The following is a 25,962-nucleotide window of genomic DNA, read 5'->3' on the forward strand; positions in this document are numbered from 1 at the left end:
CAGTAGTTTGCTAGATAATGATTTTACGATTCCATCCAGTAAAAAAGCTCCGTGGCTATACTGTGTGCCACGGAGCTTATCCTGGTGTCGCTATTTGGCTATCGGTGCCTGCAAGGCGGGCGGGGTAGGATTGTATTGTGGCGTGGCATTGAGGTGCTCAGCCGCCGATTGGCCGCTGTGCTTTTTGTAATCGCGTCGTTTGTAAGGCCGAATGATGAGACGTAGCGCCTTATCGGAGCTGAAGTAGCTGATGGCCCAGCTAATAAGTGTCACGACCTTGTTGCGGAAGCCTACTAGCGTCATCAGGTGCACAAATAGCCAGGTCAGCCATCCGAAGAAGCCCCCAAAATGGATGTTTTTAGGCAGGTCGACCACTGCCCGGTTGCGTCCCACAATGGCCATGGTACCTTTGTTGGTGTAGTCGAAGGGCTGGAGCGACTCGTTTTTCAGGCGGCGGCCTAGGTTGGCAGCCAGTTGCTCGGCCTGCTGAATGGCCACTGGTGCTAGCATGGGGTAGCCCTTGGGCATAGCATCCGTCACCATGTTGGCCACGTCGCCGATAGCGTAGATGTTGGTGGTGCCCATCACCAGGTTGTAATGGTCCACGTTGATGCGCTTATTGCGGGTCACTTGGTGCTCCGAGAGGCCGGGTAGGGCAGCACCGTTCACGCCCGCTGCCCAAATCAGGTTTTCTGTCCGGATAAAATCAGTATCGGAGAGGTAGGCTTTGCCGTCCTCAAACCGCTTGGCCGAAGTATTTAATCGAATATGAATACCCATGTCATCCAGGTACTTATGCGCCGTCTGCTGCGCTTCCTTCGACATGGGTCCCAGCACGGCCCCACCTGCCTCAATGAGGTAGATTTCCATCTGTTTCAGATCCAGCTCGGGGTAGTCCTGGGGGAGCACGTCTTTGCGCATTTCGGCCAGCGAGCCGGCAATTTCCACGCCCGTAAGACCAGCACCCACAATCACCACGTTCAGCAGCGCCTGCCGCTTTTCGGGGTTTTCTTCCAGTACGGCACGCTCGAAGTTCTGAAACAGGAAGCTGCGCAGATTCAGAGCGTTCGGCACGCTTTTGATCTGCATCCCGTTTTTCTCGATGGTGTCGAGGCCAAAGAAATTGGTGACCGAGCCCGTAGCCAGCACTAGGTAGTCGTAGCTGATTTCCCCAATATCGGTGACGATGGTATTGCGGTCCAGCTCCACACGCTGCACATCGGCCAGGCGGTAGAAGAAGTTTTGCTGGCCCGCAAAAATCTTCCGGATGGGGTAGGCAATGCTGTCGGCCTCCAGCGCGCCAGTGGCTACCTGGTAGAGCAGCGGCTGAAAATTATGGTAGTTGTTGCGGTCTACTACCACCACCTGCACGGGCTGGTCGGCTAGTTCTTTGGCCAAACGCAGTCCTCCAAAACCACATCCTACAATTACGACGCGCGGCAGCGACGAGGTAGGCAAATTCGTGTTCATACAGTAAATCGTAGGGGCGCGTGGCACGCGCCCAGCGTTGCAAAATTTGGTTGCGCACACTGCGCCTACCAGCCATCAACTCGCTGGTACGCATCTCCTAACATTTGGACGATGCTTGGGTTAAAAAATCGGTGTATTTCAACTAGAAACTAAACGAAAACGCCCTTTCTCCTACTGCGGAAAAAGGACGTTCTACTTAGGCTATCTAACGTGCGAAAGCCTAATAATCCTCACCGGCTTTCTTCTTGAATTCACCGCTCTTCACTTGGTTGATTAGCTGCAACCAGCTGAAGGGGTTCAGCAGCGGGTTGTTGGTATACGGCGTAGCGCCCATACCCATCCGGCGCTGCTGGTCGTACTGCTGCATCTGCATGGTTTGGCGGTAGTTCGACATACTGGAGGTAGGCATGGCGGTAAATAGCCGGCGCATCACTTCGGGACTTAGGTTGGCAGCAGCCGAAGAGCCTTTTTCATCGGGTAGGCGTAGGGCCAGGAAGGCTTCTTTAAATGCCTTCTCGGTAGCATATGGGAATATGCGCACCTCTGGCAGCACGGTAGCATCTTCCTTCAACTGGATAATTACGGAGTAGCTCTGCCGCGGATAATCGGGTGGAATCACCACCCATTGGTTGCCGTAGCCCAGCGCCCGAATCACGATGCTGTCGCCGGCCAGCACGGGCAGCGAGAAGTAGCCGTACTCGTTGGTGAGGGTGCCCCTACCCGCCTTGGGCACAAATATGGCCGCACCCGGCACGCCCAGCAGCGAGTCGCCGGTGGCAATGATGCCGGAGAACTGCACCACCCGCCGCTGGCCCTGGGCCTGCGCAGCAGATCCTGACAATAGCAGGAGCAGCACCATTGCTACCCCGGCAAAAGCGGTACGGAAAGAGAAAGAAACAGACATATAATGAATTACAGACTACAAGTATACGGCAGATTGAAGGTAGGCGCCCGGATTGACGTAAATTTGTCGTACCGCTCCTTACCCCCTTCCTTCCAATTCAAACAAAAGATGCGCCTAAAACACTTCACCGTTGCATTAGGATTACCCATTTTTAAAGCATTTGGCGACGAAAGTCGACTTCGCATCCTGCATTTGCTGTGGCGTAATCAGGAAATGTGTATTTCTGACCTAGAACAGGTGCTGGATTTCACCCAAACCAAAACCTCCCGCCAATTATTGTATCTGAAAAATGCCGGGATGGTCAACTTTCGTCGGCTCGACAACTGGGTATTTTACTATATCAAAGATGAGGTAGGCGACGTGGTGCAGCAGCTCCTGGGCTACCTGGAACGCGATGCTCAACTGCGCAACGACCAGGAAACCTACCAAACACTGTGGTCGAACCGGGAGTTGGCGGCGTATAAGCTGCAAAACCGCCGCTGGAAAGGCGAAGCAGAGGTTAAATAATGAGTGCTGAAGTGTGAGTAGTGAAATGGTGAAGCAGTGAACTTCTACCTCTTTCTCCATCACGCCAACTTATCAGACGCCCCAACCGTTTGCACTTCACTACTCACCATCTCACCACTCCCGTGTACGCCCACCATATTTTCGTTTGCACCAACCAGAAAAGCGGCGTCGGCGACGACGTGGCCAAGACGTTTAAAAAAGAGCTGAAAAAGCAGGACCTCAAGAAACTGCTTAGTGGTGGTAAAAAGCGAAAAAACCGCGTGCAAACCACCGGCTGCCTCGACGTGTGCAAGCACTGCAAGAAAGGCAACGGTGCGGCGGTGGTGTTCTACCCCGAAAACATCTGGTACGGCGACGTGCACCCCAAAGACGTAGCCGATATTGTAGCCGAGCACCTTGGCGAGGGCCGGCCTGTGCAACGCCTGCGGCTGGAGTAGTTCACTCTTGTACGCGTCCTCTCTGCTATTCAATTTTAATTGCCTACCCCACTTGAAAACGTATCGCCACCTGTTTTTCGACCTCGACCACACGCTTTGGGATTTCGAAACAAATTCCGAAGAGGTGCTTCGGTTTCAGTACGACGACCATCGGCTGGCGCGCTACGGCTTCACGGTAGAGCAGTTTATGGCGTATTACAGCGAGGTGAACCACGCACTGTGGCGTATGTACCAGGGCAATAAGATCACGCAGCAGCAACTGCGCACCACCCGTTTTGCGCGCACGCTCACCAAGCTGGGCGTGCCCGAGGCTGAGGTACCAGCTGATATTTCGGACCAATACACCTCTCTCCTACCCCACAAAACGGCCGTCTTCCCCTATACTTTTGAGGTGCTGAACTACCTGCAAGCCAAGGGCTACACACTGCACCTGCTCACCAACGGTTTCCGGGAAATACAGTACGTAAAGCTGAATGCAGCCCACCTGACGGATTATTTTCGGGAAATTGTCACCTCCGAGTGCAGCGGCTGCTTGAAGCCCGATGGCCGTATGTACCAGCACGCCCTGGACCGCGCCGGCACTACCGCCGCCGACAGCCTCATGATTGGCGACAACCTGGAATGCGACGTGCTGGGCGCCGCCAACGCCGGCCTCGACCAAGTGTATTTCAACCCTGCAAAGCGCCGCCACTTCGCGCAGACGACGTATGAAATTGCGTGTTTGAGTGAGTTGAAGGAGATTTTGTAAAACCAGAACTGTGTGTCATCCTGAGCGCAGCGAGGGACCTTCACATCCGAACGACACGCGTACTAACGACTCGTTTAACCGGTACCAGGTCCTTCACGCTGCTCAGAATGACAGACGGTTTTGGTTTTAGCTACCTTTGCCCTAGCCTACCTCGGCCAAAAACCGAAAAACATTATCGAAAAATCACCCGCTATGGCCAACGCCTTTTTCAACGTTCCTACCCCCATCAATGAGCCTGTGAAGGGCTACGCGCCTAACTCGCCCGAGCGCATCGAGCTACTGAAGATGCTGAAGGAGCTGAAGCAACAGGAGCGCGACATTCCGATGCACATTGGCGGTCAAGAAGTTCGTACGGGGAAAACCCTACCCATCAACCCGCCTCACGACCACCAGCACACGTTGGGCTTTTTCCACGAGGGCGACGCTTCGCACGTGCAGCAGGCCATTGACGCCGCCTTGGCTGCCCGCGAGCAGTGGGCTGCCCTACCCTGGGAGCAGCGTGCCGCCATTTTCCTGAAAGCCTCCGATTTGCTGGCTGGCCCCTACCGGGCGCGTATCAACGCGGCTACTATGCTGGGCCAAAGCAAGAATGCGTTTCAAGCTGAAATTGACGCCGCTTGTGAGCTGATCGACTTTTTCCGCTTCAACGTGCACTACATGCAGGAGCTATACCGGCAGCAGCCGGAGTCGGCGCCGGGTATGTGGAACCGCTTGGAGCACCGCTCGCTGGAAGGCTTCGTGTTTGCCCTCACGCCGTTCAACTTCACTTCTATTGCCGGTAACCTTCCTACCTCGGCAGCCATGATGGGCAACGTGGTGGTGTGGAAACCAGCTTACACGCAAATCTACTCGGCGCAGGTGCTGATGGAGCTGTTCAAGGAAGCCGGTGTGCCCGATGGCGTTATCAACCTGATTTATGTGGACGGTCCCGTGGCCGGCAACGTCATTTTCAATCACCGCGACTTTGCCGGTATTCACTTCACCGGTTCCACGGGTGTGTTCCAGACCATCTGGAAAACCATTGGTGAGAACATTCCGAAGTACCGCAGCTTCCCGCGCATTGTGGGCGAAACCGGTGGCAAGGACTTCATTGTGGCACACCCATCGGCCCATGCCAAAGCCGTAGCCACGGCCATTACGCGTGGGGCGTTTGAGTATCAGGGGCAGAAGTGCTCGGCCGCGTCGCGGGTGTACCTACCCTCCAACTTGGCCGACGAAATCCTGGGTTATGTGAAGGAAGACCTGGCTTCGTTTAAAATGGGTGATGTGGAAGACTTCTCCAACTTCATCAACGCCGTTATCAGCGAGGTGTCGTTTGATAAGCTCGCCAAATACATCGACGGTGCCAAGGCCGATGCCGACGCCGAAATTGTGGCTGGTGGCGGCTACGACAAGTCGAAGGGCTACTTTGTGGAGCCTACCGTCATCGTGACCAAAGACCCGCAGTACGTAACCATGCGCACCGAGCTGTTTGGCCCGGTAGTGACGGTATACGTCTACGACGCCGACCAATTCGAGCAGACGCTGGAACTGGTGGACTCTACCTCACCTTACGCTCTCACCGGCGCCATCTTCTCGCAGGACCGCTACGCCATCGACCTGGCCTCGAAGAAGCTGGTGAATGCCGCCGGCAACTTCTACATCAACGATAAGCCCACCGGCGCCGTGGTAGGCCAGCAACCCTTCGGCGGTGCCCGCGCTAGCGGTACCAACGACAAAGCCGGCTCTATCCTGAACCTGCTGCGCTGGGTGTCGCCGCGCGCCATCAAGGAAACCTTCGTACCCGTGACGGATTACCGTTACCCTTTCCTGGGCTCGGAGCCGCAAGAGGATCTGAACCGCGACAAGGGTCTGTAGAAAAAGCTTCTGTCTTTAGGCCTTCATAAAAAAGCCGCTTCAGTATCCTGAAGCGGCTTTTTTATGTTACTCTTTTTCAAACCCTTCTCCCGGAAGAGGCTTATCCGTGGTGGAAAGCTGAATGTTAAGTGATCCGTAAATATCACCTACCCTGATACGTAGTGCCAATTCAAGTAACTCCAGAAATTCATCGTGAATGAGTACCCGATGCGTCCAGAGAGCCTCTGCGGAAGCGCGTTGGTACCACTCTACAGCCTGATACTCCTGCGAAATCAGCAAGTAGTGCCGCAACGAATCGAGCCGCTGGTACCGCAGCATCTTCCAGATTCGGTCACGCTCGGCAGTAGAAGGCGACAGAACCTCCGCCAGCAGCAATGGGTGGTGCATTTGCCGTTCGGCAGCTATATCGCCGGGATGACAGGTCACCATCACATCGGGATACGTATAGTACAGTCCTTGCGACACTGCCAACTGCACGCTTTCAGCAAACACTCGGCAGCCGCGTGGTTGTGCACCTGCCCGTAACAACATCACTAGGTTTAATACCAATTCGTTATGATTGGCTGTGCCTCCTGCCATCGCAAACACCTCTCCGCGGTAATACTCATGGCGCATTTCTGATTGCTCCTCCAATGCGAGATATTCTTCCACTGAATAAAAACGCGAGGCGGATTGCTGCTGTTCCATCAAAATAGCGTGTGGTAATACTTCCAAATATACCCCTTTCCACCCTCGTCCTATTCATCTTTGTTCCAAACTACCGAAACCCTACCTTTGCTACCTACTGCCCTTTTGCAGGGTCTACTTTTTAGTCCATGACTATGCTTCTCGCTGTAAACACCATCAACTACCAGCCGGTCGACTATTTGCCGATGCTGGTTCAGTTTATCCTGGCTATTGCCTTCGTAGCCTTTGCCATGGTAGTATCGCACCTGGTAGGTCCTAAACGCCACAGCAAGGTGAAAGACGCCTCCTGGGAATGTGGCATTGAATCGGTAGGAAACGCCCGCACGCCTATTTCGGTGAAGTACTTCCTCACGGCCATTCTGTTTGTGCTGTTCGACGTGGAAGTTATTTTCATGTACCCCTGGGCTGTGAACTTCCGCAAGCTGGGAACCTTCGGTTTCATTGAGATGGTAGTGTACCTGGCTTTGGTGATGGCAGGCTTCGCCTACGTGATTCGGAAAGGCATCCTGAAATGGAGCGAAATCCCTACGGCACAGCCAAACTATAAATAAGCCGTTGGTGTTGGCTTTTTGGGTATATCTCCCTCACGAACTGACTTTCACGCATGGATACTAGAGTTCCCGAAATCAAAACCGTTCCGGCTCCTGAAGGCATTGAAGGCGCTGGTTTCTTTGCTACTTCCCTGGAAAAGGTAGTGGGCATTGCCCGCGCTAATTCCCTGTGGCCCCTCCCCTTTGCTACCTCCTGCTGCGGCATCGAGTTTATGGCTACCATGGGCGCCCACTACGATATTTCCCGCTTCGGCTCCGAGCGGCCCAGCTTTTCGCCACGCCAGGCCGATTTGCTGATGGTGATGGGCACCATTGCCAAAAAGATGGCCCCTATTGTGAAGCAGGTGTATGAGCAGATGGCCGAGCCTCGTTGGGTGCTGGCCATGGGCGCCTGCGCATCATCGGGCGGCATTTTTGATACTTACTCTGTGCTGCAGGGCATCGACCGTATCATTCCGGTTGACGTGTATGTACCCGGCTGCCCACCTCGCCCAGAGCAAGTGCTCGACGGCCTGATGCGCGTGCAGGATCTAGCCAAGAATGAGTCGCTGCGCCGCCGCAACTCGCCCGAGTATCAGGCGCTGCTGGCATCGTATAATATTAAATAAACTGTTCGCTACTGGCCGTTCGCTGTTAGCCTTTCCGGAGGTCGCGGCGAAAAGGGTAGTAGCGAACAGCCAATAGCTAACAGCTACACTATGGCTGACCCCATTGAAGAATCTGCCGCTGCTCAAGCCACTGCCGTTGCGCAGGAAGACCCCAACAAGCTCACTAACGCAAAGATTCTTGCGCGCCTGCAAGAACTCTTCGGCGCTGAGACCTTCACTGATGTGGAGGAGCCGTATGGGTTGCTGACGGCTACTACCACCCGCGAGCGGATTCACGAGATTATTCAGACGCTGGCTGGCGAGCAGGATTTGAAGATGCATTTTCTGACTACTATGTGTGGCGTGCACTTTCCTGAGAGCGAAGGCAAGGAGCTCAGCATGGTGTATCACCTGCACAGCCTAGTGAACAACGTGCGACTGCGGCTGAAAATCTTCTTTCCTATTGCTGATCCCGTGGTGCCTACCCTTACCGATGTATATGCTACAGCCAATTGGATGGAGCGGGAGGCGTACGATTTCTACGGCATTATCTTCCAGGGGCATCCGAACCTTATCCGCATTTTGAATGTGGAGGATATGGACTACCACCCTATGCGGCGCGAATACCCGCTGGAGGATGGTACCCGAGAAGACAAAACTGACCTGTTCTTTGGTCGCTAACTCATAAGTATTCCCCCACCCTATAATGGCCCCGTCTGGCTCCCCCTCTCCCCAAGGAGAGGGGGCCGGGGGGTGAGGTAACAATGGCAGTAAACGACACGCTCGACGGCACACATAAGATTATAGAAGAGGCACGTGACCAGAATTTTGGTATGAACGTGCCGATGCTAAATGACTTCAGCCAGGAGCTGACGACCCTAAACCTAGGGCCAACACACCCGGCTACGCACGGTATTTTTCAGAACATCCTGCAAATGGATGGAGAGCGGATTGTATCGGGTGTGCCTACCATCGGCTACATTCACCGGGCATTTGAGAAAATTGCCGAGCGTCGGCCGTTCTATCAGATTACGCCCCTAACGGACCGTATGAACTACTGCTCGTCGCCCATCAACAACATGGGCTGGCACATGACGGTAGAGAAGCTATTGGGTGTGACGGTACCCAAGCGCGCCCAATACATGCGCGTGATCATGATGGAGCTGGCCCGCATTGCCGACCACTTAGTGTGCAATGGCATTCTGGGGGTGGATACGGGTGCATTCACCGGTTTCCTTTATGTATTCGAGGAGCGCGAAAACATCTACGAAATTTACGAGGAAGTCTGCGGCTCGCGCCTGACCACCAACATGGGTCGGGTAGGCGGCATGGAGCGCGACTTCTCCGATGTAGCCATTCAGAAGCTGCGCACGTGGCTGAAGCGCTTCCCCGATGTGATGCGCGAGTTCGAAAAGCTGTTCAACCGCAACCGCATTTTCATGGACCGTACCATTGATGTGGGCGGCATCACGGCGGAAAAAGCGTTAAATTACGGCTTTACCGGTCCCAACCTGCGCGCTACCGGCGTCGACTACGATGTGCGGGTAATGAACCCTTACTCTTCCTACGACGATTTTGATTTTGAAATTCCGGTAGGAACCAAGGGCGACACCTATGACCGCTACCTAGTGCGCAATGCCGAAATCTGGCAGAGCCTGCGCATTATCGAGCAAGCCTTGGAAAACCTACCTGAGGGTCCCTTCCACGCCGACGCACCGCACTACTACTTGCCTCCCAAACAGGCTGTCTATAAAAACATGGAGGCGCTCATCTATCACTTCAAGATCATCATGGGTGAGATTGAAGCGCCTGTGGGTGAAGTGTATCACTCCGTGGAGGGTGGCAATGGGGAGTTGGGTTTCTATCTGATTTCGGATGGGGGCCGCACGCCGTACCGCCTGCACTTCCGGCGCCCTTGCTTCATTTATTACCAGGCTTATCCCGAAATGGTGGTGGGCCAGTCGCTCTCCGACGCCATCCTCACGCTGTCGTCGATGAACGTAATTGCCGGCGAGCTAGACGCCTAGTATGCCGTTGAATCTGACTGATATGGAACCTACGAACGCCCCTGCCAAGCCTCAGTTTTCGGCGGCTGCTCAGGACGAAATCAAGCGCATCATCACGCATTACCCCGAGGACCGCAAGAAATCGGCACTACTCCCGGTATTGCACATTGCCCAGGCTGAGTTTGGCGGTTGGGTAAGCCCCGAGGTACAAACACTGGTGGCCGAAACGCTGGACCTCAAGCCTATCGAGGTGTATGAGGTAGCCACGTTTTACACTATGTTCAACCTAAAGCCAGTAGGGAAGCACGTGCTCGAAATTTGCCGCACGGGTCCCTGCATGCTGCGTGGTTCCGATGAGCTGACTGCTCACTTGGAGCGCCTGACCGGCGCCAAGGTAGGCGGCGAGACCTCGCCCGATGGCTTATTCACCTTGAAAGAAGTGGAATGTCTGGCCGCCTGCGGCTTTGCCCCCATTGTACAAGTCCGCGAGAAATATTACGAGCAACTCGACACGCCCGAAAACGTGGACGCTATGCTCACGGAGCTGCGCAATATGGTGCATCGCCCCATCCTTCCTTGGGAAGCACTGGCGCAGAATTAATCGGGCAGGAAAATTAGACGATTGGCGAATAGCTACTAGCGCACAGTATCATGGGACGCAAACTGCTGACTGAACATATTAACGTTGAAGGCATTGACACCTTTGAGGTATACCGCAAACACGGCGGCTACCGCTCGGTAGAGAAGGCTCTAAAGACGATGACTCCCGATGAGGTAGTAGAGGAAGTGAAGAAGTCGGGCCTGCGTGGGCGCGGCGGCGCTGGCTTTCCTACCGGCATGAAATGGAGCTTTTTGGCCAAGCCAGAAGGCATTCCGCGCCACTTGGTATGCAATGCTGACGAATCGGAGCCGGGCACATTCAAGGACCGTCACCTGATGTCGAAGCTGCCGCATTTGCTTATCGAGGGTATGATTACGAGTAGCTACGCGCTGGGGGCCAACACCAGCTACATCTACATTCGCGGCGAGCTGTTGTACGTACTGCGCATCCTAGAAAAAGCTATTTCAGAGGCATACGCCAATGGTTTCCTGGGCAAAAACATTCTCGGCTCGGGCTACGACCTGGATTTACACGTGCACCCTGGTGGCGGCGCCTACATTTGCGGTGAGGAAACTGCACTACTCGAGTCGCTGGAGGGCAAGCGGGGCAACCCGCGCAATAAGCCGCCGTTCCCGGCTGTGCAGGGCCTATACGCTCGCCCTACGGTAGTAAACAACGTAGAGTCGATTGCGGCGGTGGTACCCATCATCAACGACGGCGGCGACGAATATGCCAAGCTAGGGGTAGGCAAGAGCACCGGCACCAAGCTATTCTCGGCCTGCGGCCACCTCAATAAGCCCGGCATCTACGAAATAGAGTTGGGCGTGCCAGTCGAAGAATTCATTTACTCGGATGAATACTGCGGTGGCATCTGGAAAGGTAGGGAGCTAAAAGCGGTGGTAGCCGGTGGCTCATCCGTACCCATCCTACCCAAAGAGCTGATCCTGAAAACCGCAGCCGGTGAAAACCGCCTGATGACCTACGAATCCCTCTCCGACGGTGGTTTCGTAACGGGCACTATGCTGGGTTCGGGTGGCTTCATCGCCATGGACGAAACCACCTGCATCGTGCGCAATACCTGGAGCTTCTCGCGGTTCTACCACCACGAAAGCTGCGGCCAATGCTCGCCTTGCCGCGAAGGCACAGGCTGGATGGAGAAAGTGCTGCACCGCCTGGAGCACGGTCACGGCCACATGGAAGACATTGACCTACTCGTGAGTGTAGCCAAGCAGATTGAAGGCAACACCATTTGCCCGCTCGGCGAAGCCGCTGCATGGCCGGTAGCCGCCGCCGTGCGTCACTTCCGCGACGAGTTTGAGTGGCACGTGACGCACGCCAAAGAAGCCGCCCGCCCCGGCGCGGTGTACCCTGGTAAAGCAGTGCTGGCTTAACTGTCATGCTGACGAAGGAAGCATCTTATCGTGGCTGCTTTCGTCAAATTCACTAAACTATTGCGGCGCTGATGTGATAAGGTCCTTCGCCCCGCTCAGGATGACAAACAAATGGCTAAAATAACCTTCGACGGCATTGAGATTGAGGTTCCCGATGGAACCACAATCATGAATGCGGCTCGTACCGTGGGCGGTAGCATTGTGCCACCGGCCATGTGCTACTACACGCCGCTGAAAGGCTCGGGCGGCAAGTGCCGTGCCTGCCTAGTGAAAGTAACGGCTGGCTCTACCAAAGACCCGCGTCCCATGCCCAAGCTGGTGCCTTCGTGCATTACGTCGGTACAGGACGGCATGGTAGTCGAAAATACTGTGAATCAGCAGGTGCTGGATGTGCGCAAGGGCATTGTGGAGATGCTGCTCATCAACCACCCCCTCGATTGCCCCGTGTGCGACCAGGCAGGTGAGTGCGATTTGCAAAACTTTGCTTTTGAGCACGGCGTGAGCACTACGCGCTATACTGAGGAGCGCCGTACGTTCGACAAAATCGACATTGGGCCGCTGATTCAGCTGCACATGACGCGTTGCATCTTGTGCTACCGCTGCGTGTACACCGCCAACCAAGTAGCCGGCGACCGGGTACACGGCGTGCTGGGCCGCGGCGACGCCGCTGAAATTGGCACCTACATCGAAAACATCATCGATCAGGACTTCTCCGGTAACGTTATCGACGTGTGCCCAGTAGGCGCCCTCACCGACAAAACATGGCGCTTTAAGTCGCGCGTGTGGTTTACGAAGCCCGTGAATGCCCACCGCGACTGCCCCAAATGCTCAGGCAATGTGCTGCTGTGGTACAAAGGCAAAGATGTGCTACGCATAACCGCTCGTAAAGATGAGTATGGAGAGGTGAAGGAGTGGATCTGCAACGAGTGCCGCTTCGAGAAGAAAGAAACCTCGGACTGGACTATTGAAGGCCCTGCTCACATCGACCGCTCTTCCGTGATTTCGGCTAACCATTACGAGCTGCCAGTGCTTAACCATTCCGTAGTAGCCGACCTACCCGAAAGTACCCAGCGCGAGTTGGAGAAAAATCCACCGCTGAAATTAGGATCGTAAATTGAGCTGTTAGCTCTCTGTGCTTCACTATTAAAACAACAGCTAGCAGCTAACAGCTGATAGCTATCAGCTAAAAAGAATGCTAGAACTTCCTGCCCTCGGCTGGCAATCCATCGTCATCTTCGTAGTCTTTGCGCTGTCGTTGTTGATTGCTACGTATTGTACCTACGCCGAACGCGTAATTGCGGCCTTTCTGCAAGACCGGGTAGGCCCGGACCGTGCCGGCCCCTACGGCTTGCTTCAGCCGTTGGCCGATGCCGTGAAGATGTTCACCAAGGAAGAATTTTTCCCCAGTGGTGCCAATACGGCACTATTCATCTTTGGCCCTTGCCTGGCCATGATTACGGCGCTGATGTCGTCGGCAGTTATTCCGTTTGGCAACGTGCTGGAGTTCGGTTCCAACTACTTCTTTCTGCAAGGCATCGAGGTGAATATCGGGATGCTGTGGGTATTTGGCGTAGTGTCGCTGGGCGTGTACGGTATCATGATTGGTGGCTGGGCTTCCAACAACAAGTTTTCGTTGCTGGGCGCCATCCGGGCGGCTTCGCAGAATATCAGCTACGAGCTGGCCATGGGCATGTCGCTGATTGCGGTGCTGATGATTTCGGGTACTCTGTCGCTGCGCGAAATCACCTTGCAGCAGTCGGTAGCTGGCGAGTGGCATTTCTGGAATATCGTGAAGCAGCCCTTGGGCTTTATCATTTTCCTGGTGTGTGCTTTCGCTGAAACCAACCGTACGCCCTTTGACTTGCCCGAGTGCGAAACCGAGCTGGTAGGGGGCTACCACACCGAGTATTCGTCGATGAAACTGGGTCTGTATCTATTTTCTGAATACGTGAACATCTTCGTGGCCTCAGCCGTGATGAGCGTGCTGTACTTCGGTGGTTTCAATTTTCCTTTCCAGTACGAGCTGCGCGACTGGTTGGTGAGCAACCAAGACTGGACATTGGCCGGCGCGCAAAACCTGATTACCATTCTGGGTACCGTACTGCTATTCGGAAAGATTTTCGGTTTCATCTTTTTCTTCATGTGGGTGCGCTGGACCCTACCCCGCTTCCGCTACGACCAGCTGATGCGCCTGGGCTGGACCATTCTTATCCCCCTATCCATTTTCAACATCCTACTCACGGGCGGATTGATTTCGTTTGGTATCATTCAGTAGGTTTTTGATCCGATTTTATGCAACCCCTTAGCAATAGAGCCAAGCAAGTCGACAAAAAGCCCATGACGCTGGCCGAGCGGGCTTACCTGCCGGCTATCTTTCAGGGCCTGAGCATCACGATGCGGCACTTCTTCATGAAGAAGCCTACCATTCGCTACCCCGAGGAGCAGCGGCCATTTTCGCCGGTGTTCCGTGGCCTGCACGTGCTAAAGCGCGACGAACAGGGTAGGGAGCGATGCACTGCCTGTGGCCTGTGCGCCGTGGCCTGCCCTGCCGAAGCTATTACGATGGTAGCCGGCGAGCGGAAAAAGGGCGAAGAAGGCCTGTATCGCGAGGAGAAATACGCCGTCAGCTACGAAATTAATATGCTACGGTGCATATTCTGCGGCCTTTGCGAAGAAGCCTGCCCCAAAGCAGCCGTCTACCTGCAAGCCGATAAAATGGCTCCACCCCGCTTCGAGCGCGATGAGTTCATTTATGGTAAAAACCGCTTGGTAGAGCCTGTTTCACCAGACAACCGCTCGAAGCGGGGCATCCAGCTCACCGAGGAGCAAGCCCAGCAGCTACGTGCTAAAATGGACGCTCAGCTGGCGTAAGTACGACAACTCCCCTCCTCATCTGAGGAGGGGTTGTTCAACCTTTCGGTTGAATTGGGGCGGTTGATTCGATGCTGATGTTGTCTATATAGCACCACCCGTTTCATACCACCCAAATCACTTCTAGTATCTTGTCTTAGCTTTGCCCTATGTCCCCACTTTTTCTCTTCCTGTCGTTTCTGGCGTTGCTGAGCGCGCTGGGCGTGGTTATCGCCAAGAATCCCGTGCACAGCGTGTTGTTCCTGATCCTGACGTTCTTTGCCTTGTCGGGGCACTACCTGATTCTGAACGCGCAGTTTCTGGCAGCCGTGAACATCATCGTGTATGCGGGTGCTATTATGGTGCTGTTCCTGTTCGTGATTATGTTTCTGAACCTGAACGCTGAAACAGAGCCTAAAAAGCCTTTGCTGGCACAGATAGCCGCCGTCATTGCGGGTGGCTCTTTACTGCTCGTGCTGGTGGCTGCGCTTCGCAACGTAGAGCCAGTAGGCTACGATGCTGCTACCTTCGACTCGCAGATTGGTATGGTGGACCGCCTTGGCCTGATCTTGTACGATCAGTACTTACTGCCTTTCGAATTGGCTTCTATCCTGTTCCTAGCTGCTATGGTAGGCGCTGTGATGCTGGGCAAACGCGAAACGGGCGAGCGGAATTTCTAAGTTTGTTTTCAACAAAAGCAAAAGCGGCAGCTGAAATTTCAGCTGCCGCTTTTGCTTTTATACTTCCGTTTGGGTGGCCATCGGCTCCTCACCAAACTTGCGGCGCATCCAGGCCGGGCCACAAGCACTCTGCATTTTCTGCCGAAATTTTTCCTGTTCCTCAGGTGTCATAGTCGCCATGCGGCCGGCAATCTTTTGTTTCCAGGCATTGCGGCGGCGCGCCCAGCCAGCACCGCCCCTACCCCATCCGCCAAACAGAACGCGCGAGAGCAACAGCAGGCCCAAGCCTTGCCAGAAACTGATGACCGGCCCATTGAATAGTTCGGGCACCAGTTTGTTCCACAGAATCATAAAGAACTGACCGACTATTGCAAGAAATACGACGGCGAAGAGCAGGAATTTTAGGCCGCGTAGCAGCCAGGAAGAGCGGTTCATTGTTGAAATACTAATGAGTTGATTGGCTGCTGTGCAGCCATGTTCTTGTAATGTAGAAAAACCCGAACGTTAATTCGTGAACAGTTCGGTATACAGTTTTTGCAGGCGCTTGCGTAGGTGTTGCACGGCGTAGTGCTTGCGCGAAATCAGAGTTTTGAGCGGCACACCGGTCTCTTCCTCCATCTCACGAAAGCTTTTCTCTTCCAGCTCGTGCCAGATGAACACCTGACGCTGGGCCGGCGGTAGTTCCTCCAAAGCAGCAGCCAGGGCTTCCATAAGTGTTTCGCGGAGCAGGCGGTTTTCAGGCGCGTCGTCGGGGGCGGGTAGGATGTCGGCTAGTAGTAGCGAGTCATCGTCTTCGGTGCCCGTGGCGTGCAGTTCCTCTTCCAGCGAAGCGGTTTTCTTACGACGGTACAGATCGGTGATGCGGTTGCGCGCCACCCGAAACAGCCATGCTGCGGCTTGCTCTACGGGCTTCAGCAGCCGGTAGCTTTCCACTAGCTCGGCAAAAACATCCTGCAGCACGTCTTCGGCCTCGGCCTCGTCGGGAATACGACGGCGGATGAAGGCCAGCAGCCGGGTCCGCTGTTCGCGTACGGCTTGCTGAATCTGCCGGTCCTGGTGGCCTGCATCCATGTAGGCATTATCGAGCATGAGGGGTAGCGTTTCCATTCTGCTACGGCAGACGGATCAAGCTCAAAAATACTTCAACAGCACGCTACATTTTCTTTAGAATAAGAACAGATGCAGTAGTAATTGGCTGCTTCTCTCCTACCGGGAAGCAGGATCATTGACAGCGGGTAGGTTAGACTGGTTCCAAATCACGTTTTACCGTAGGGCTTTTCCATTTTTCCGATACCTTTGCCACTTATACTGTACAGCCCCCGTCGGCCAACCCCACCGCATGGACCAGACCATTCCGGAAGTAATCCGCACCGTACCGCTTCAGTACTACGTGTTTTTCGCCACGGCCCTGTTTGCCATCGGAGTTACGGGCGTACTGATCCGGCGCAATGCCATCATCATTTTCATGTGCGTAGAGCTGATGCTGAACGCCGTGAATATCCTCCTAACGGCCTTTTCTGCTTACCGCGCCGATGCCAACGGACAGGTGTTCGTGTTCTTCATTATGGCCGTAGCCGCCGCCGAAGTATCGGTAGGGCTAGGCATCATTGTGATGATCTACCGCAACTTCCAGAGTACCGACGTCAACCTGCTCAGCCGACTAAAGTTTTAAGCCTTAATGGCTATATGGTTAATTGGCTAAATGGCTAGTCGTGCTGATTCTTTATTGAACGACAACCATTGAGCCATTCAGCCATTCAACCATACACCACATGCAAGAAACTGTACTACCCGCTCACGGAGCCCCGCACGCCACCTTGCTGTACGTGCTGATTCCGCTGCTGCCGTTTCTGGGATTTCTACTCAATGGCCTGATGAACCGGCGTTTGTCGGGCACGGCAGCTGGGGCGCTGGGCAGCCTCACAGTGCTAGGCTCGTTTCTGATTTCGTGCTACCTGCTTGCCACCTTTGAATACCAGTACACGGTGCCGCTGTTCGATTGGATTTCGGTGGGCTCGATGCAGATTCCGTTTTCCTACCAAGTCGATCAGCTAAGCCTGATTATGCTGTTGCTGGTGACAGGGGTAGGCTTCCTGATCCACGTGTACAGCATCGGCTACATGCACCACGACGAGAACGTGGGCAAGTTTTTCGCTTTCCTGAACCTCTTTGTGTTCTCGATGCTGGTGCTAGTATTGGGCAGCAACTTCGTGATTTTGTTTGTGGGCTGGGAAGGCGTGGGGTTGTGTTCCTACCTGCTCATCGGTTTCTGGAACAAGGAAACCGCCAACAACAACGCCGCCAAGAAAGCCTTCATCATCAACCGGGTAGGCGACCTGGGCTTCCTGCTCGGCATCTTCCTGATTTATCTAACCTTCAACTCGGTACAGTACGCCGAGGTTTTCCAGAAAGCCAGCCTAGGGCAGTTTGGTCCCTACTCGGTGGCAGTAGTTACAACCATCACGCTGCTGCTGTTTGTGGGCGCAGCCGGTAAGTCGGCCCAGATTCCGCTCTACACCTGGCTACCCGACGCCATGGCCGGCCCTACCCCCGTTTCGGCCCTTATCCACGCCGCAACCATGGTAACGGCGGGTATCTATATGGTGCTGCGCGCCAACGTGCTGTTCACGCTGGCTCCCGAAACGCTGGAGATTATAGCAGTCATTGGGGCCGCTACGGCGCTGTTTGCGGCCACCATCGGGCTGGCGCAAAACGATATCAAGAAGGTACTGGCTTACTCCACGGTGTCGCAGTTGGGCTACATGTTCCTGGCGCTGGGCGTGATGGGCTACTCTACCTCGCTGTTCCACGTGCTCACGCACGCGTTTTTCAAGGCGCTGCTGTTCCTAGGTGCTGGTTCTGTGATTCACGCCATGAGCAACGAGCAGGACATTCGCCGTATGGGTGGTTTGCGCAAAGCCCTACCCATCACCTTCGCTACCTTCCTCATCGGATGCCTGGCTATTTCGGGTATTCCGCCGTTTTCGGGTTTCTTCTCGAAAGATGAAATCCTAAGCCATGTGTACGAGCACAGCAAGGTGCTGTACGCCGTAGGCTTGTTCACGGCTTTCCTGACGGCTTTCTACATGTTCCGTCTGCTATTCCTCACATTCTTTGGTGAGTTCCGCGGCACGGAAGAGCAGAAGCACCACCTGCACGAGTCGCCCGCCAACATGACGCTACCGCTGATTGTACTGGCTATCTTGGCAGCCGTGGGCGGTTTCATGGGGGCGCCCATGCTGCTCGGCGGCAAGCACTACCTCGCTGACTACCTCGCCCCTATCTTCACTTACTCCCAGCGTCTCAATCCCGCCGCGTTCGGCCAGGAGCCTGACCACAACAACGAGTTGATGCTGATTGGCCTATCGGTAGCGGCAGCTGTGCTGGGCATTGTGCTGGCCTACGTGCAGTACGTGAGCCGTGGCGCCCGCCCCGCCGAGGACGATGCCCAGCGCTCGGCCCCCGAGAGTCTGGTCTACCACAAATACTACATCGACGAACTGTACAATGCTCTGTTTGTGCGGCCCATCATGTGGCTCTCGCGTGGCCTTTACCGCTTCGTAGAGCAAAGCATCATCGACCCCATCGTGAACGGTTTTGGTCGCATCACCCTCGGCGGCAGCCAACTGCTACGCTACGTGCAAACCGGCTCGGTGGAAACCTATCTGATACTAATGGTAATCGGAATTGTGCTGGTACTAGTGCTGAATTTCGCGCGCTTCTAGCCTGCTCATCTACGAGTACTATCACGTAGCTTTTTTCGCTTCGCATAGTAGTAAACTACCGACTTACCGCTCCTTATTTCCGAGCGCCCCAAGAACAATCTGATTAGCTAATGCTCACCGTCTTTCTCCTACTCTGGCCCGTGGCGGCTGCTCTACTGCTGCACTTCTTTAAAGGGGGCGCGGCTCGCGTGGTAGCCCTGGGCGCGGCGCTGGTTGAACTGGCAGCAGCCATTTTTGCGGCTGTTATCTCGCGTGGCAACGTCAGTGGGCAGTTCGATGTCAACTACCCATGGGTAGCCTCGGCTGGCATCAACTTCCACGTGGGCATGGATGGCCTGAGCGTGCTGCTGGTGCTACTCACAGCATTCCTGGTGCCCGTGATTCTGCTGGCCGCCTTCCGCCGCGAGTACGAAAATCCCTCGTCGCTGTATGCGCTGGTGCTGTTTATGCAAACCGGCCTGATCGGTGTATTCGTGTCGCTGGATGCGTTCCTGTTCTACTTCTTCTGGGAAGTGGCACTCATTCCAATCTACTTCATTGCCGGCGTATGGGGCGGCGAGCGGCGCGTGCAGGTCACGTTCAAGTTCTTCCTCTACACCATCATCGGCTCGCTATTTATGCTGGCGGGCTTCGTGTACCTCTATTTCCAAACTGGTCCGGCCGCGTCGGGACTGGCGCAGCATACGTCGGAACTATCGGCTTTCTACAACCTGAACCTGAGCAGCAGCGAGCAGTCGTGGCTGTTCTGGCTGATTTTCGCGGCCTTCGCCGTAAAGATGCCCATCTTCCCTTTCCACACCTGGCAACCCGATACGTATACGGAGTCGCCCACCGTGGCTACTATGCTGCTTTCGGGCATCATGCTGAAAATGGGTGTGTACGGCGTAATTCGCTGGCTCCTACCCATCGTACCCTACGGCGTGAGCCAGTGGCAGCCGCTGGTACTCATCTTGTCGGTTATTGGGATTGTATATGGTGCCATCATTGCCATTCGCCAGCAAGACATCAAACGTCTGATTGCTTATTCCTCGTTTTCGCACGTGGGTCTGATGGCAGCGGGCATATTCTCGCTCACTCAAACAGGGATGCAGGGCGCTGTAATTCAGATGCTGGCGCACGGCGTGAACGTAGTTGGGTTGTTCTTCGCGGTTGACGTGATTGAGCGCCGCACCGGCACCCGCAACATTGCCGACCTGGGCGGCCTCACACGCCATACACCGCTGCTCACCGTTACCTTCCTAGTGATGCTGCTGGGTTCGGCGGCCCTACCCCTCACCAGCGGCTTTGTGGGCGAGTTCCTACTGCTGGCCGGCGTATATGAGTACAATGCCTGGCTAAGCGCAGTAGCAGGTCTCACCGTCATTTTTGCGGCGGTGTACCTACTGCGTATGTTCCAACGCGTAATGCTGGGCCCAGATTCAAGCTTCACCACTACTATCACCGACCTCACAGGTGCCGAACTGGCCGTGATGGTGCCGCTGGTGGTGCTGGTGTTTTGGATTGGCTTGTTCCCCAATACCTTCCTGCACATCTCGGAGCCAGCGGTGATGCAACTGCTGAATGTCGTGAAACGATAGGTACTTTTTGGCTGCTGGCCACTCGCTGTTAGCTGGTAGCTAACCGTGCAACGACAAAAGCTAGCAGCCAACAGCTAATAGCTAATAGCTTCTCATCCTATGATTTCTCTCGTTATACTTTCCGTTTTTGGTATCATCAACCTGTTTTTGGGCTTTCTGCGCTCAAACAAGTTGCTGTTGCCCCTGGCGATGCTGGTGCTGGCCATTGTATTTGGGGTCAATGCCTACGACTGGAGCTTGGGTACGCAAAGCTTCTTCAGCGAAATGCTGGTGGTAGACCGCTATGCGGTAGCCTTCACGGGCATCGTGGTCCTCACTACGCTGCTGCTCCTACCCTTCTCCGAGAAATACGTGCGCGAGGGCGAAGCCAACCTGGCTGAGTACTACTCGCTGCTGCTGTTTGCACTGGTAGGCGCCATTATGATGGTGGCTTACAACAACATGCTGATGCTATTTATCGGCATTGAGATTCTGAGCATCTCCATGTACGTGGTGGCTGGGGCCGACAAGCGCAGCGCCCGCTCCAACGAAGCAGCGCTCAAATACTTCCTGATGGGGGCCTTCGCCACGGGTATCCTGCTATTCGGGGTAGCCTTGGTGTACGGTGCCACGGGTACGTTCTACCTCTCCGAGCTGGGCGCGGCCGTTGCTAATCCGGCCAACGCGGAGTTTGCACCGCTGCTCTACATCGGTATTCTGTTGGTCATCATCGGCATCAGCTTTAAAGTAGGCGCGGCGCCCTTCCACTTCTGGACCCCCGATGTATACGAGGGCAGCCCTACCTTCTTCACGGCCTACATGAGCACGGTGGTGAAGACAGCTGGCTTTGCGGCATTCTTCAAACTGTTGTTCGTTGGTTTTGGTGGAGCACAGTCGTTTTGGTTGCCTACGGTGCTGGCCATTACCATCCTCACGCTGCTGGTTGGCAACCTGGGTGCAGTGGCGCAAACCAGCGTGAAGCGCATGCTGGCCTATTCCAGCATTTCGCACGCCGGCTACCTGTTTATTGCGCTAGTAGCATTCGACCAGAGCTTATCGGCCAACGGTATTTTCTTCTACTCGCTGGCCTACTCAGTGGCTACGGTATCGGCTTTCGCAGTGCTGAAGCTGGTGGCCGATCAGCGCCAGCGGGAGGACTACGACGGGTTGGGCGGCTTGTACCGTACCAATCCGCTGCTGGCTGGGTGCCTCACTTTATCCATGCTGTCATTGGCGGGTATTCCGCTTACGGGAGGCTTCTTCGGTAAATTCTTTGTGTTTTCGGCTGCTGTTAACCAGGGCTATATTGGGCTGGTGGTGTTTGCCGTCGTGATGTCGATGATTAGTATTTACTACTACCTGCGGCCCGTTATTGCGGCCTACCTGCGGCCGTTGCCAGAGAATGCGCAGCCCGTGCAGGTTAGCAGCCTGCAGTCGGTGATGCTGGTGGTGCTGGCGCTGCTCACGGTGGTGCTCGGCGTATTGCCTGGCTTGGTAAGCGGGTTGTTGTAGTATTATAAGAGCACAAAAAACCGGCTGTCATCCTGAGCAGCGCGAAGGACCTTCTCACGTGTGAACGACTGACGTAACAACGACTCGTTCTACCGTGAGAAGGTCCTTCGCGCTGCTCAGGATGACAGCCGGTTTTTTGTGCTTACGCCACTTGCATTTTCACGTCGGGCCAGGGCATATGGGTAAGCTGCACCGTCGACCATAGCTCCCGTTGCCCATTGAGGTGCAACAGCACGCGGGCCGTGGTTTCCACGTCTTTCTGACAATAGGTAACGATGCGCGCCAGGTTCTTTTCTCGCCAGTACACCTCCCCTACCTGCGAGCCGTCGATATCATCTTTGGGTGATGGAATATTGAAGGCACCAGCCAATAAGGCCAGCGACGTGTACCCTTTGTTGTCGCCAAACTTCCACATGTCCATCGTATCGAGCAGGTGAGGCAGGTCCCAAGGCTTATAGCCGGCAATGTCGAGCATGGGGGGTAGGGAGATGCCGCAGATGACCATGCGGCGGCCTAAGTAGGCGTAATCAAACTCGCGGCCATTGTGGGCGCACAGGAAATAGCCATCGGGCGAAGCGCCGGGGAAACGGCTGCGCAGGTCGCCGAAGGGTTTGTGGCGGTCCAGCAAGTCAGCAAAGCCTTTCAGCACCACGCATTCGTCATCGTCGGCGAAGGACTTCACCCGAAACTCCAGTGTTTCATCGGGCAGCATCCGGAAGAAGCCTACTGAGATGCACACGATTTTGCCAAACTCAGCGTATAGCCCGGCGTTGCCAAATAATTCACTGGTTGTTTTGCCCTCCGTAATTTCGCGCTGGTGCCTCTTGCCACAAAACGTATCCCATAACGCTTGCCGCTCGGTGCTTAGCTTGCTGTGACAATCTTCGCAAGGAACCGTTTCTATATCAACAAGAAAGACCTTTGTCAGGTCGACGTGACGGAGGGCATTCATACCAGCCGGAAATTATTGGGTAGGGAGACTACTGCCGAAGATAGGAGTTTCGGGCTGATCCATCCCAAAATGTCCATTACCCTAGTGTCTTCTCTTGTTGGCGGTACACGGCGTAGGAGTACCCATAAGTGATGACCACCGAAGTTAGAATGAAAGTGACCAACAGAATATTAGCGACTCTAGCAGATACTATCACTGTAGCCACCATTGCTATCATTCCTGACCAGAAAAACAACCGCCCGCCCAGCCGGTGGGTTTTCTCCCATATCGCAGGAAATTCCAGTGCCCACGGCGTCCGGATGCCCACAAAGTAGTTGGGCCGAACTGTTGTGAGATAGTTGCCGAGCAGTGCGAAGAAAATGCTTAGTGCCAGCGCTCCTCCTTTTCCCATCATTGTACCAGGATGCAGGGCTGCGTATAAGCTCATGCAGACGAATACGCTCAAACCAGCTACCAAAGTCAGGCGGAGTTTCTGAAAGTTAGTAGCAACGCTATCTACGCGCCGCTTTGGGTCAAAGCGTGGCAACCACGTCAGCAGCAGATAGATGCCAAGCGGCATTGCTGCACACAGCCACCACATCGATTCCTTGGCGGTAAAGCCATTTGGCAACCCGTTTATATCGAAGTGGGTAGGGATTTGCGCGGGCAACTCGCTCCATACCACTACCAGATAAATAGTAGGCAATAGCAGTAATACCAACGTCAGCAAATGCCAGAAGGAAAGGTTTGTTTTCATAGAAGAGTTAGGATAGTATGTAGCAATGACAAGAACAGATTATGCTTTAAACTGCATCAGCCACCCGATAATCTCATCAAACACCGTCATGTTCAGCGTATAGGTCACGAACTGGCCCTGCTTGTCGCTGGTGACGAGGTCGGCTTGGCGGAGGAGGTCGAGGTGGTGGCTGATGGTGGGCTTGGAGAAATGGAAAGCCTCAGCAATGTCGCCGGCCGTACGGGGACCTTCGCGGAGCAGCTCCAGAATGGCGCGGCGGGTAGGGTCATTAAGAGCTTTGAAAAGAGCGTTCAAGTAGCAGTTTTATATTTAGACAAATATCTAAATATAAAATCGGAAGCATAGCCTTTTAAGAAAAAGTTTCTTGTAGTCTGACGCATTGTACTGCGTACGGACAATGTTCGGGTTTGCACGCCCCTACCCTGAATCCATGTGAGGCCGTAGCGGTTTCGTACTCAAGCTGCTGCTACCACATCGATTACATCCAGCTGCATATCAAGTATAAAATACTATATAAATACATTTTAATTTCTTTTTAATGCCTTGTAATCAATAAGTTAAACGCATTATCGCGCTAAACCAATCTGAACAGCAAAAGGTACCGTAAGGCTGGAGTAGTACTATAAACCCTAGCACAATGAAACATTCCTTTCTCAAAAACCTTGGTACACTGGCGCTTCTAGTTGGCCTATCGGGCGCTTTCACGTCCTGCAACGACGACTCAGACGACCCTAACGTCAATAAAATTGACCTCGGCTTTCAGGCACTTACCGACAACAACCAGCTATTGTCGCTGAATGCCAATGATGCTGACGAATCGCCTACCCCAGTTACCATCACGGGCCTGCAAAGCGGCGAGAAAATCATGAGCATCGACTATCGCCCCGCCACCGGCCAACTATATGGGTTAGGTAGCACCAGTCGCCTCTACGTCATCAACCCTGCTACCGGCGCAGCGCGCGCCATAGGTAGTGGGCCGTTTACGCCGGCTATTAACGGCACGATGGCCAGCATCGATTTTAACCCTACTGTAGACCGCCTGCGTTTGGTAACGAACACCGGCCAGAATCTGCGCTTGAATCCTGAAACTGGTGGCGTAGCGGCAACCGACGGTGCTATCAACGGAGTAACCAACGCGGCTATTTCGGCTGTAGCCTACACCAACTCGGTGTCGGGAGCCAGCGAAACGGTGCTCTACGACATTGACCCAGCCACGGATCGGCTGTACCGTCAAGACCCGCCCAACAACGGCACGCTGGTAGCCATCGGCGACCTGGGCGTGAACGTGACGGGCATGAGCGGCTTTGACATTGCAGCCGGCACTAACGATGCTTTTGCCGCTCTGACAGTCGACAACCGTTCGGGTCTGTATAAGATTGACCTGACTTCGGGACGCGCTACGCGCTACGACGACTTTGACGATGACAACAACATCATCGGGCTGGCTATTCCTACCCAAGCGGTGGCTTATGGTGTAGATGCCAACAACAATTTTATCACTTTTAACCCTGCCAGCCCCCAAACGCAGGTGTCGAAACCGATTACAGGCGTGCAGAGTGGCGAGCAGATTGTGGGCATAGACATGCGTCCTGCTAACGGTCAACTCTACGGCTTGGGTAGCACCAACCGACTGTATACCATCAATATGTCGTCGGGGGCAGCTGCGGTAGTAGGTACGGTACTCCTACCACTCACCGGTACAGAGTTCGGTTTTGACTTCAATCCAACTGTAGACCGCATCCGCATTGTGAGCAATACAGGCGTAAATCTGCGCGTGAATCCAGCCGATGGTGTAGCTACAGTAGACGGTGTACTGAACCCAGGCACGCCCAGCATAACGGCTGCTGCTTATACCAACAACTTTGCTGGCGCTACGACCACGGTGCTATATACCATTGATTCAAATACTGACCAACTTCATCGCCAAGAGCCACCCAACAACGGTACGCAGGTACCAGTGGGCGCGCTGGGTGTGAACACCACCGGCGTGAACGGCTTTGACATTGGTGGCACCAGCGGCACTGGTTTCGCTGTGCTGACGGTAGGCACCAGCGCCAGCGTGTACACCATCAACCTGACCAGCGGTGCCGCCACCAAAGGCGCCGACCTCCCTACCCCCCTACGGGCTATGGCTGTGGGCTTGGGCTTCTAAGCTAGACACCCATATAGAAAAGGGGCGCCTGAAGTATCAGGCGCCCCTTTTCT

General features: G+C 54.6%; 27 protein-coding genes. 19 read left to right on the plus strand and 8 right to left on the minus strand.

Features of this window, described 5'->3' with window-relative positions; translation table 11 throughout:
* Positions 1 to 90: 90 nt before the first annotated feature.
* Complete coding sequence (locus MUN82_RS14615; RefSeq protein WP_245091593.1) at positions 91 to 1,470, minus strand: NAD(P)/FAD-dependent oxidoreductase; 1,380 nt, start codon at positions 1,468 to 1,470, stop codon at positions 91 to 93.
* 220 nt (positions 1,471 to 1,690) lie between these two features.
* Positions 1,691 to 2,374, minus strand: coding sequence for a carboxypeptidase-like regulatory domain-containing protein (locus MUN82_RS14620; RefSeq protein ID WP_245091595.1), 684 nt, complete (start codon positions 2,372 to 2,374; stop codon positions 1,691 to 1,693).
* A 108-nt stretch (positions 2,375 to 2,482) separates the two neighbouring features.
* Here MUN82_RS14620 and MUN82_RS14625 point away from each other — a divergent pair, with 108 nt between their 5' ends.
* From MUN82_RS14625 to pruA, 4 genes are all read left to right on the plus strand, one after another.
* Positions 2,483 to 2,881: an ArsR/SmtB family transcription factor gene (locus MUN82_RS14625; protein WP_219157732.1), complete on the plus strand. Its 399-nt coding sequence runs from the start codon at positions 2,483 to 2,485 to the stop codon at positions 2,879 to 2,881.
* 89 nt (positions 2,882 to 2,970) lie between these two features.
* On the plus strand, positions 2,971 to 3,318 hold the full coding sequence (locus tag MUN82_RS14630; protein ID WP_245091597.1) for a (2Fe-2S) ferredoxin domain-containing protein: 348 nt from the start codon (positions 2,971 to 2,973) through the stop codon (positions 3,316 to 3,318).
* Positions 3,319 to 3,370: 52 nt separating this feature from the next.
* The gene (locus tag MUN82_RS14635; protein WP_245091599.1) at positions 3,371 to 4,066 is read left to right on the plus strand and encodes a YjjG family noncanonical pyrimidine nucleotidase; all 696 of its coding nucleotides are present in this window, start codon (positions 3,371 to 3,373) and stop codon (positions 4,064 to 4,066) included.
* A 192-nt stretch (positions 4,067 to 4,258) separates the two neighbouring features.
* Positions 4,259 to 5,923 (plus strand): L-glutamate gamma-semialdehyde dehydrogenase, encoded by a 1,665-nt coding sequence (gene pruA / locus MUN82_RS14640; protein WP_245091601.1) that lies wholly within the window; start codon positions 4,259 to 4,261, stop codon positions 5,921 to 5,923.
* A 66-nt stretch (positions 5,924 to 5,989) separates the two neighbouring features.
* Here pruA and MUN82_RS14645 read toward each other — a convergent pair whose 3' ends face one another.
* Positions 5,990 to 6,610 (minus strand): Uma2 family endonuclease, encoded by a 621-nt coding sequence (locus tag MUN82_RS14645; RefSeq protein WP_245091603.1) that lies wholly within the window; start codon positions 6,608 to 6,610, stop codon positions 5,990 to 5,992.
* Positions 6,611 to 6,744: 134 nt separating this feature from the next.
* Between MUN82_RS14645 and MUN82_RS14650 the strand changes: the two genes are divergently transcribed.
* The 10 genes from MUN82_RS14650 (at position 6,745) to MUN82_RS14695 (ending at position 15,276) form a co-directional block, all read left to right on the plus strand.
* Positions 6,745 to 7,161, plus strand: a complete 417-nt coding sequence (locus MUN82_RS14650) for an NADH-quinone oxidoreductase subunit A (protein WP_245097577.1) — start codon at positions 6,745 to 6,747, stop codon at positions 7,159 to 7,161.
* Between the two features lie 53 nt (positions 7,162 to 7,214).
* Complete coding sequence (locus MUN82_RS14655; RefSeq protein ID WP_216859179.1) at positions 7,215 to 7,769, plus strand: NADH-quinone oxidoreductase subunit B; 555 nt, start codon at positions 7,215 to 7,217, stop codon at positions 7,767 to 7,769.
* 90 nt (positions 7,770 to 7,859) lie between these two features.
* Positions 7,860 to 8,429: an NADH-quinone oxidoreductase subunit C gene (locus MUN82_RS14660; protein WP_245091605.1), complete on the plus strand. Its 570-nt coding sequence runs from the start codon at positions 7,860 to 7,862 to the stop codon at positions 8,427 to 8,429.
* A 152-nt stretch (positions 8,430 to 8,581) separates the two neighbouring features.
* Positions 8,582 to 9,775 (plus strand): NADH dehydrogenase (quinone) subunit D, encoded by a 1,194-nt coding sequence (gene nuoD, locus MUN82_RS14665; protein WP_245097578.1) that lies wholly within the window; start codon positions 8,582 to 8,584, stop codon positions 9,773 to 9,775.
* Between the two features lie 22 nt (positions 9,776 to 9,797).
* Positions 9,798 to 10,355, plus strand: coding sequence for an NADH-quinone oxidoreductase subunit NuoE family protein (locus MUN82_RS14670; RefSeq protein ID WP_245091607.1), 558 nt, complete (start codon positions 9,798 to 9,800; stop codon positions 10,353 to 10,355).
* Between the two features lie 50 nt (positions 10,356 to 10,405).
* A complete protein-coding gene (nuoF, locus tag MUN82_RS14675) occupies positions 10,406 to 11,746 on the plus strand; it encodes an NADH-quinone oxidoreductase subunit NuoF (protein WP_245091609.1) in 1,341 nt (446 codons plus the stop codon).
* A gap of 111 nt (positions 11,747 to 11,857) precedes the next feature.
* The gene (locus tag MUN82_RS14680) at positions 11,858 to 12,859 is read left to right on the plus strand and encodes an NADH-quinone oxidoreductase subunit G (protein ID WP_245091611.1); all 1,002 of its coding nucleotides are present in this window, start codon (positions 11,858 to 11,860) and stop codon (positions 12,857 to 12,859) included.
* A 79-nt stretch (positions 12,860 to 12,938) separates the two neighbouring features.
* Positions 12,939 to 14,021: an NADH-quinone oxidoreductase subunit NuoH gene (nuoH, locus tag MUN82_RS14685; RefSeq protein ID WP_245091613.1), complete on the plus strand. Its 1,083-nt coding sequence runs from the start codon at positions 12,939 to 12,941 to the stop codon at positions 14,019 to 14,021.
* A gap of 17 nt (positions 14,022 to 14,038) precedes the next feature.
* The gene (locus MUN82_RS14690) at positions 14,039 to 14,617 is read left to right on the plus strand and encodes a NuoI/complex I 23 kDa subunit family protein (RefSeq protein WP_245091615.1); all 579 of its coding nucleotides are present in this window, start codon (positions 14,039 to 14,041) and stop codon (positions 14,615 to 14,617) included.
* 149 nt (positions 14,618 to 14,766) lie between these two features.
* On the plus strand, positions 14,767 to 15,276 hold the full coding sequence (locus MUN82_RS14695; RefSeq protein WP_245091617.1) for an NADH-quinone oxidoreductase subunit J family protein: 510 nt from the start codon (positions 14,767 to 14,769) through the stop codon (positions 15,274 to 15,276).
* 57 nt (positions 15,277 to 15,333) lie between these two features.
* Here MUN82_RS14695 and MUN82_RS14700 read toward each other — a convergent pair whose 3' ends face one another.
* The gene (locus MUN82_RS14700; protein ID WP_245091619.1) at positions 15,334 to 15,711 is read right to left on the minus strand and encodes a hypothetical protein; all 378 of its coding nucleotides are present in this window, start codon (positions 15,709 to 15,711) and stop codon (positions 15,334 to 15,336) included.
* 69 nt (positions 15,712 to 15,780) lie between these two features.
* Positions 15,781 to 16,383, minus strand: a complete 603-nt coding sequence (locus MUN82_RS14705) for an RNA polymerase sigma factor (RefSeq protein ID WP_245091621.1) — start codon at positions 16,381 to 16,383, stop codon at positions 15,781 to 15,783.
* A gap of 232 nt (positions 16,384 to 16,615) precedes the next feature.
* Here MUN82_RS14705 and nuoK point away from each other — a divergent pair, with 232 nt between their 5' ends.
* The 4 genes from nuoK to MUN82_RS14725 all read left to right on the plus strand — a co-directional run bounded on the left by nuoK (position 16,616) and on the right by MUN82_RS14725 (position 22,069).
* Positions 16,616 to 16,948: an NADH-quinone oxidoreductase subunit NuoK gene (gene nuoK / locus MUN82_RS14710; protein ID WP_245091623.1), complete on the plus strand. Its 333-nt coding sequence runs from the start codon at positions 16,616 to 16,618 to the stop codon at positions 16,946 to 16,948.
* 100 nt (positions 16,949 to 17,048) lie between these two features.
* Positions 17,049 to 19,001, plus strand: coding sequence for an NADH-quinone oxidoreductase subunit L (nuoL, locus tag MUN82_RS14715; protein ID WP_245091625.1), 1,953 nt, complete (start codon positions 17,049 to 17,051; stop codon positions 18,999 to 19,001).
* A 110-nt stretch (positions 19,002 to 19,111) separates the two neighbouring features.
* Positions 19,112 to 20,578: a complex I subunit 4 family protein gene (locus MUN82_RS14720; protein WP_245091627.1), complete on the plus strand. Its 1,467-nt coding sequence runs from the start codon at positions 19,112 to 19,114 to the stop codon at positions 20,576 to 20,578.
* 99 nt (positions 20,579 to 20,677) lie between these two features.
* Positions 20,678 to 22,069: an NADH-quinone oxidoreductase subunit N gene (locus MUN82_RS14725; protein WP_245091629.1), complete on the plus strand. Its 1,392-nt coding sequence runs from the start codon at positions 20,678 to 20,680 to the stop codon at positions 22,067 to 22,069.
* A gap of 142 nt (positions 22,070 to 22,211) precedes the next feature.
* Here the strand turns inward: MUN82_RS14725 and MUN82_RS14730 are convergent, their stop codons facing one another.
* From MUN82_RS14730 to MUN82_RS14740, 3 genes are all read right to left on the minus strand, one after another.
* Positions 22,212 to 23,021: a 3'-5' exonuclease gene (locus tag MUN82_RS14730; protein WP_245091631.1), complete on the minus strand. Its 810-nt coding sequence runs from the start codon at positions 23,019 to 23,021 to the stop codon at positions 22,212 to 22,214.
* A 76-nt stretch (positions 23,022 to 23,097) separates the two neighbouring features.
* Positions 23,098 to 23,757 carry an SdpI family protein gene (locus MUN82_RS14735; protein WP_245091633.1) on the minus strand — a complete coding sequence of 220 codons (660 nt, stop codon included), beginning with the start codon at positions 23,755 to 23,757 and terminating at the stop codon, positions 23,098 to 23,100.
* Between the two features lie 39 nt (positions 23,758 to 23,796).
* Complete coding sequence (locus MUN82_RS14740; RefSeq protein ID WP_245091635.1) at positions 23,797 to 24,051, minus strand: autorepressor SdpR family transcription factor; 255 nt, start codon at positions 24,049 to 24,051, stop codon at positions 23,797 to 23,799.
* Positions 24,052 to 24,394: 343 nt separating this feature from the next.
* Between MUN82_RS14740 and MUN82_RS14745 the strand changes: the two genes are divergently transcribed.
* Positions 24,395 to 25,909, plus strand: a complete 1,515-nt coding sequence (locus MUN82_RS14745) for a DUF4394 domain-containing protein (RefSeq protein WP_245091637.1) — start codon at positions 24,395 to 24,397, stop codon at positions 25,907 to 25,909.
* The last annotated feature ends 53 nt before the right edge of the window (positions 25,910 to 25,962 follow it).

It is taken from the genome of Hymenobacter aerilatus (assembly GCF_022921095.1).
GTDB classification, from domain to species: domain Bacteria; phylum Bacteroidota; class Bacteroidia; order Cytophagales; family Hymenobacteraceae; genus Hymenobacter; species Hymenobacter aerilatus.

What these genes read in the sequence shown, in the direction of transcription:
- MUN82_RS14660 (WP_245091605.1), top strand. Translation starts at nt 7,860, where the DNA reads ATGGCTGACCCCATTGAAGAATCTGCCGCTGCTCAAGCCACTGCCGTT.
- nuoF (WP_245091609.1), top strand. Translation starts at nt 10,406, where the DNA reads ATGGGACGCAAACTGCTGACTGAACATATTAACGTTGAAGGCATTGAC.
- MUN82_RS14615 (WP_245091593.1), bottom strand. Translation starts at nt 1,470, where the DNA reads ATGAACACGAATTTGCCTACCTCGTCGCTGCCGCGCGTCGTAATTGTA.
- MUN82_RS14625 (WP_219157732.1), top strand. Translation starts at nt 2,483, where the DNA reads ATGCGCCTAAAACACTTCACCGTTGCATTAGGATTACCCATTTTTAAA.
- nuoH (WP_245091613.1), top strand. Translation starts at nt 12,939, where the DNA reads ATGCTAGAACTTCCTGCCCTCGGCTGGCAATCCATCGTCATCTTCGTA.
- MUN82_RS14620 (WP_245091595.1), bottom strand. Translation starts at nt 2,374, where the DNA reads ATGTCTGTTTCTTTCTCTTTCCGTACCGCTTTTGCCGGGGTAGCAATG.
- MUN82_RS14650 (WP_245097577.1), top strand. Translation starts at nt 6,745, where the DNA reads ATGCTTCTCGCTGTAAACACCATCAACTACCAGCCGGTCGACTATTTG.
- nuoD (WP_245097578.1), top strand. Translation starts at nt 8,582, where the DNA reads ATGAACGTGCCGATGCTAAATGACTTCAGCCAGGAGCTGACGACCCTA.
- MUN82_RS14695 (WP_245091617.1), top strand. Translation starts at nt 14,767, where the DNA reads ATGTCCCCACTTTTTCTCTTCCTGTCGTTTCTGGCGTTGCTGAGCGCG.
- MUN82_RS14720 (WP_245091627.1), top strand. Translation starts at nt 19,112, where the DNA reads ATGCTCACCGTCTTTCTCCTACTCTGGCCCGTGGCGGCTGCTCTACTG.
- MUN82_RS14705 (WP_245091621.1), bottom strand. Translation starts at nt 16,383, where the DNA reads ATGGAAACGCTACCCCTCATGCTCGATAATGCCTACATGGATGCAGGC.
- MUN82_RS14680 (WP_245091611.1), top strand. Translation starts at nt 11,858, where the DNA reads ATGGCTAAAATAACCTTCGACGGCATTGAGATTGAGGTTCCCGATGGA.
- MUN82_RS14655 (WP_216859179.1), top strand. Translation starts at nt 7,215, where the DNA reads ATGGATACTAGAGTTCCCGAAATCAAAACCGTTCCGGCTCCTGAAGGC.
- pruA (WP_245091601.1), top strand. Translation starts at nt 4,259, where the DNA reads ATGGCCAACGCCTTTTTCAACGTTCCTACCCCCATCAATGAGCCTGTG.
- MUN82_RS14730 (WP_245091631.1), bottom strand. Translation starts at nt 23,021, where the DNA reads ATGAATGCCCTCCGTCACGTCGACCTGACAAAGGTCTTTCTTGTTGAT.
- MUN82_RS14690 (WP_245091615.1), top strand. Translation starts at nt 14,039, where the DNA reads ATGCAACCCCTTAGCAATAGAGCCAAGCAAGTCGACAAAAAGCCCATG.
- nuoK (WP_245091623.1), top strand. Translation starts at nt 16,616, where the DNA reads ATGGACCAGACCATTCCGGAAGTAATCCGCACCGTACCGCTTCAGTAC.
- MUN82_RS14645 (WP_245091603.1), bottom strand. Translation starts at nt 6,610, where the DNA reads ATGGAACAGCAGCAATCCGCCTCGCGTTTTTATTCAGTGGAAGAATAT.
- MUN82_RS14725 (WP_245091629.1), top strand. Translation starts at nt 20,678, where the DNA reads ATGATTTCTCTCGTTATACTTTCCGTTTTTGGTATCATCAACCTGTTT.
- MUN82_RS14700 (WP_245091619.1), bottom strand. Translation starts at nt 15,711, where the DNA reads ATGAACCGCTCTTCCTGGCTGCTACGCGGCCTAAAATTCCTGCTCTTC.
- nuoL (WP_245091625.1), top strand. Translation starts at nt 17,049, where the DNA reads ATGCAAGAAACTGTACTACCCGCTCACGGAGCCCCGCACGCCACCTTG.
- MUN82_RS14670 (WP_245091607.1), top strand. Translation starts at nt 9,798, where the DNA reads ATGGAACCTACGAACGCCCCTGCCAAGCCTCAGTTTTCGGCGGCTGCT.
- MUN82_RS14735 (WP_245091633.1), bottom strand. Translation starts at nt 23,757, where the DNA reads ATGAAAACAAACCTTTCCTTCTGGCATTTGCTGACGTTGGTATTACTG.
- MUN82_RS14745 (WP_245091637.1), top strand. Translation starts at nt 24,395, where the DNA reads ATGAAACATTCCTTTCTCAAAAACCTTGGTACACTGGCGCTTCTAGTT.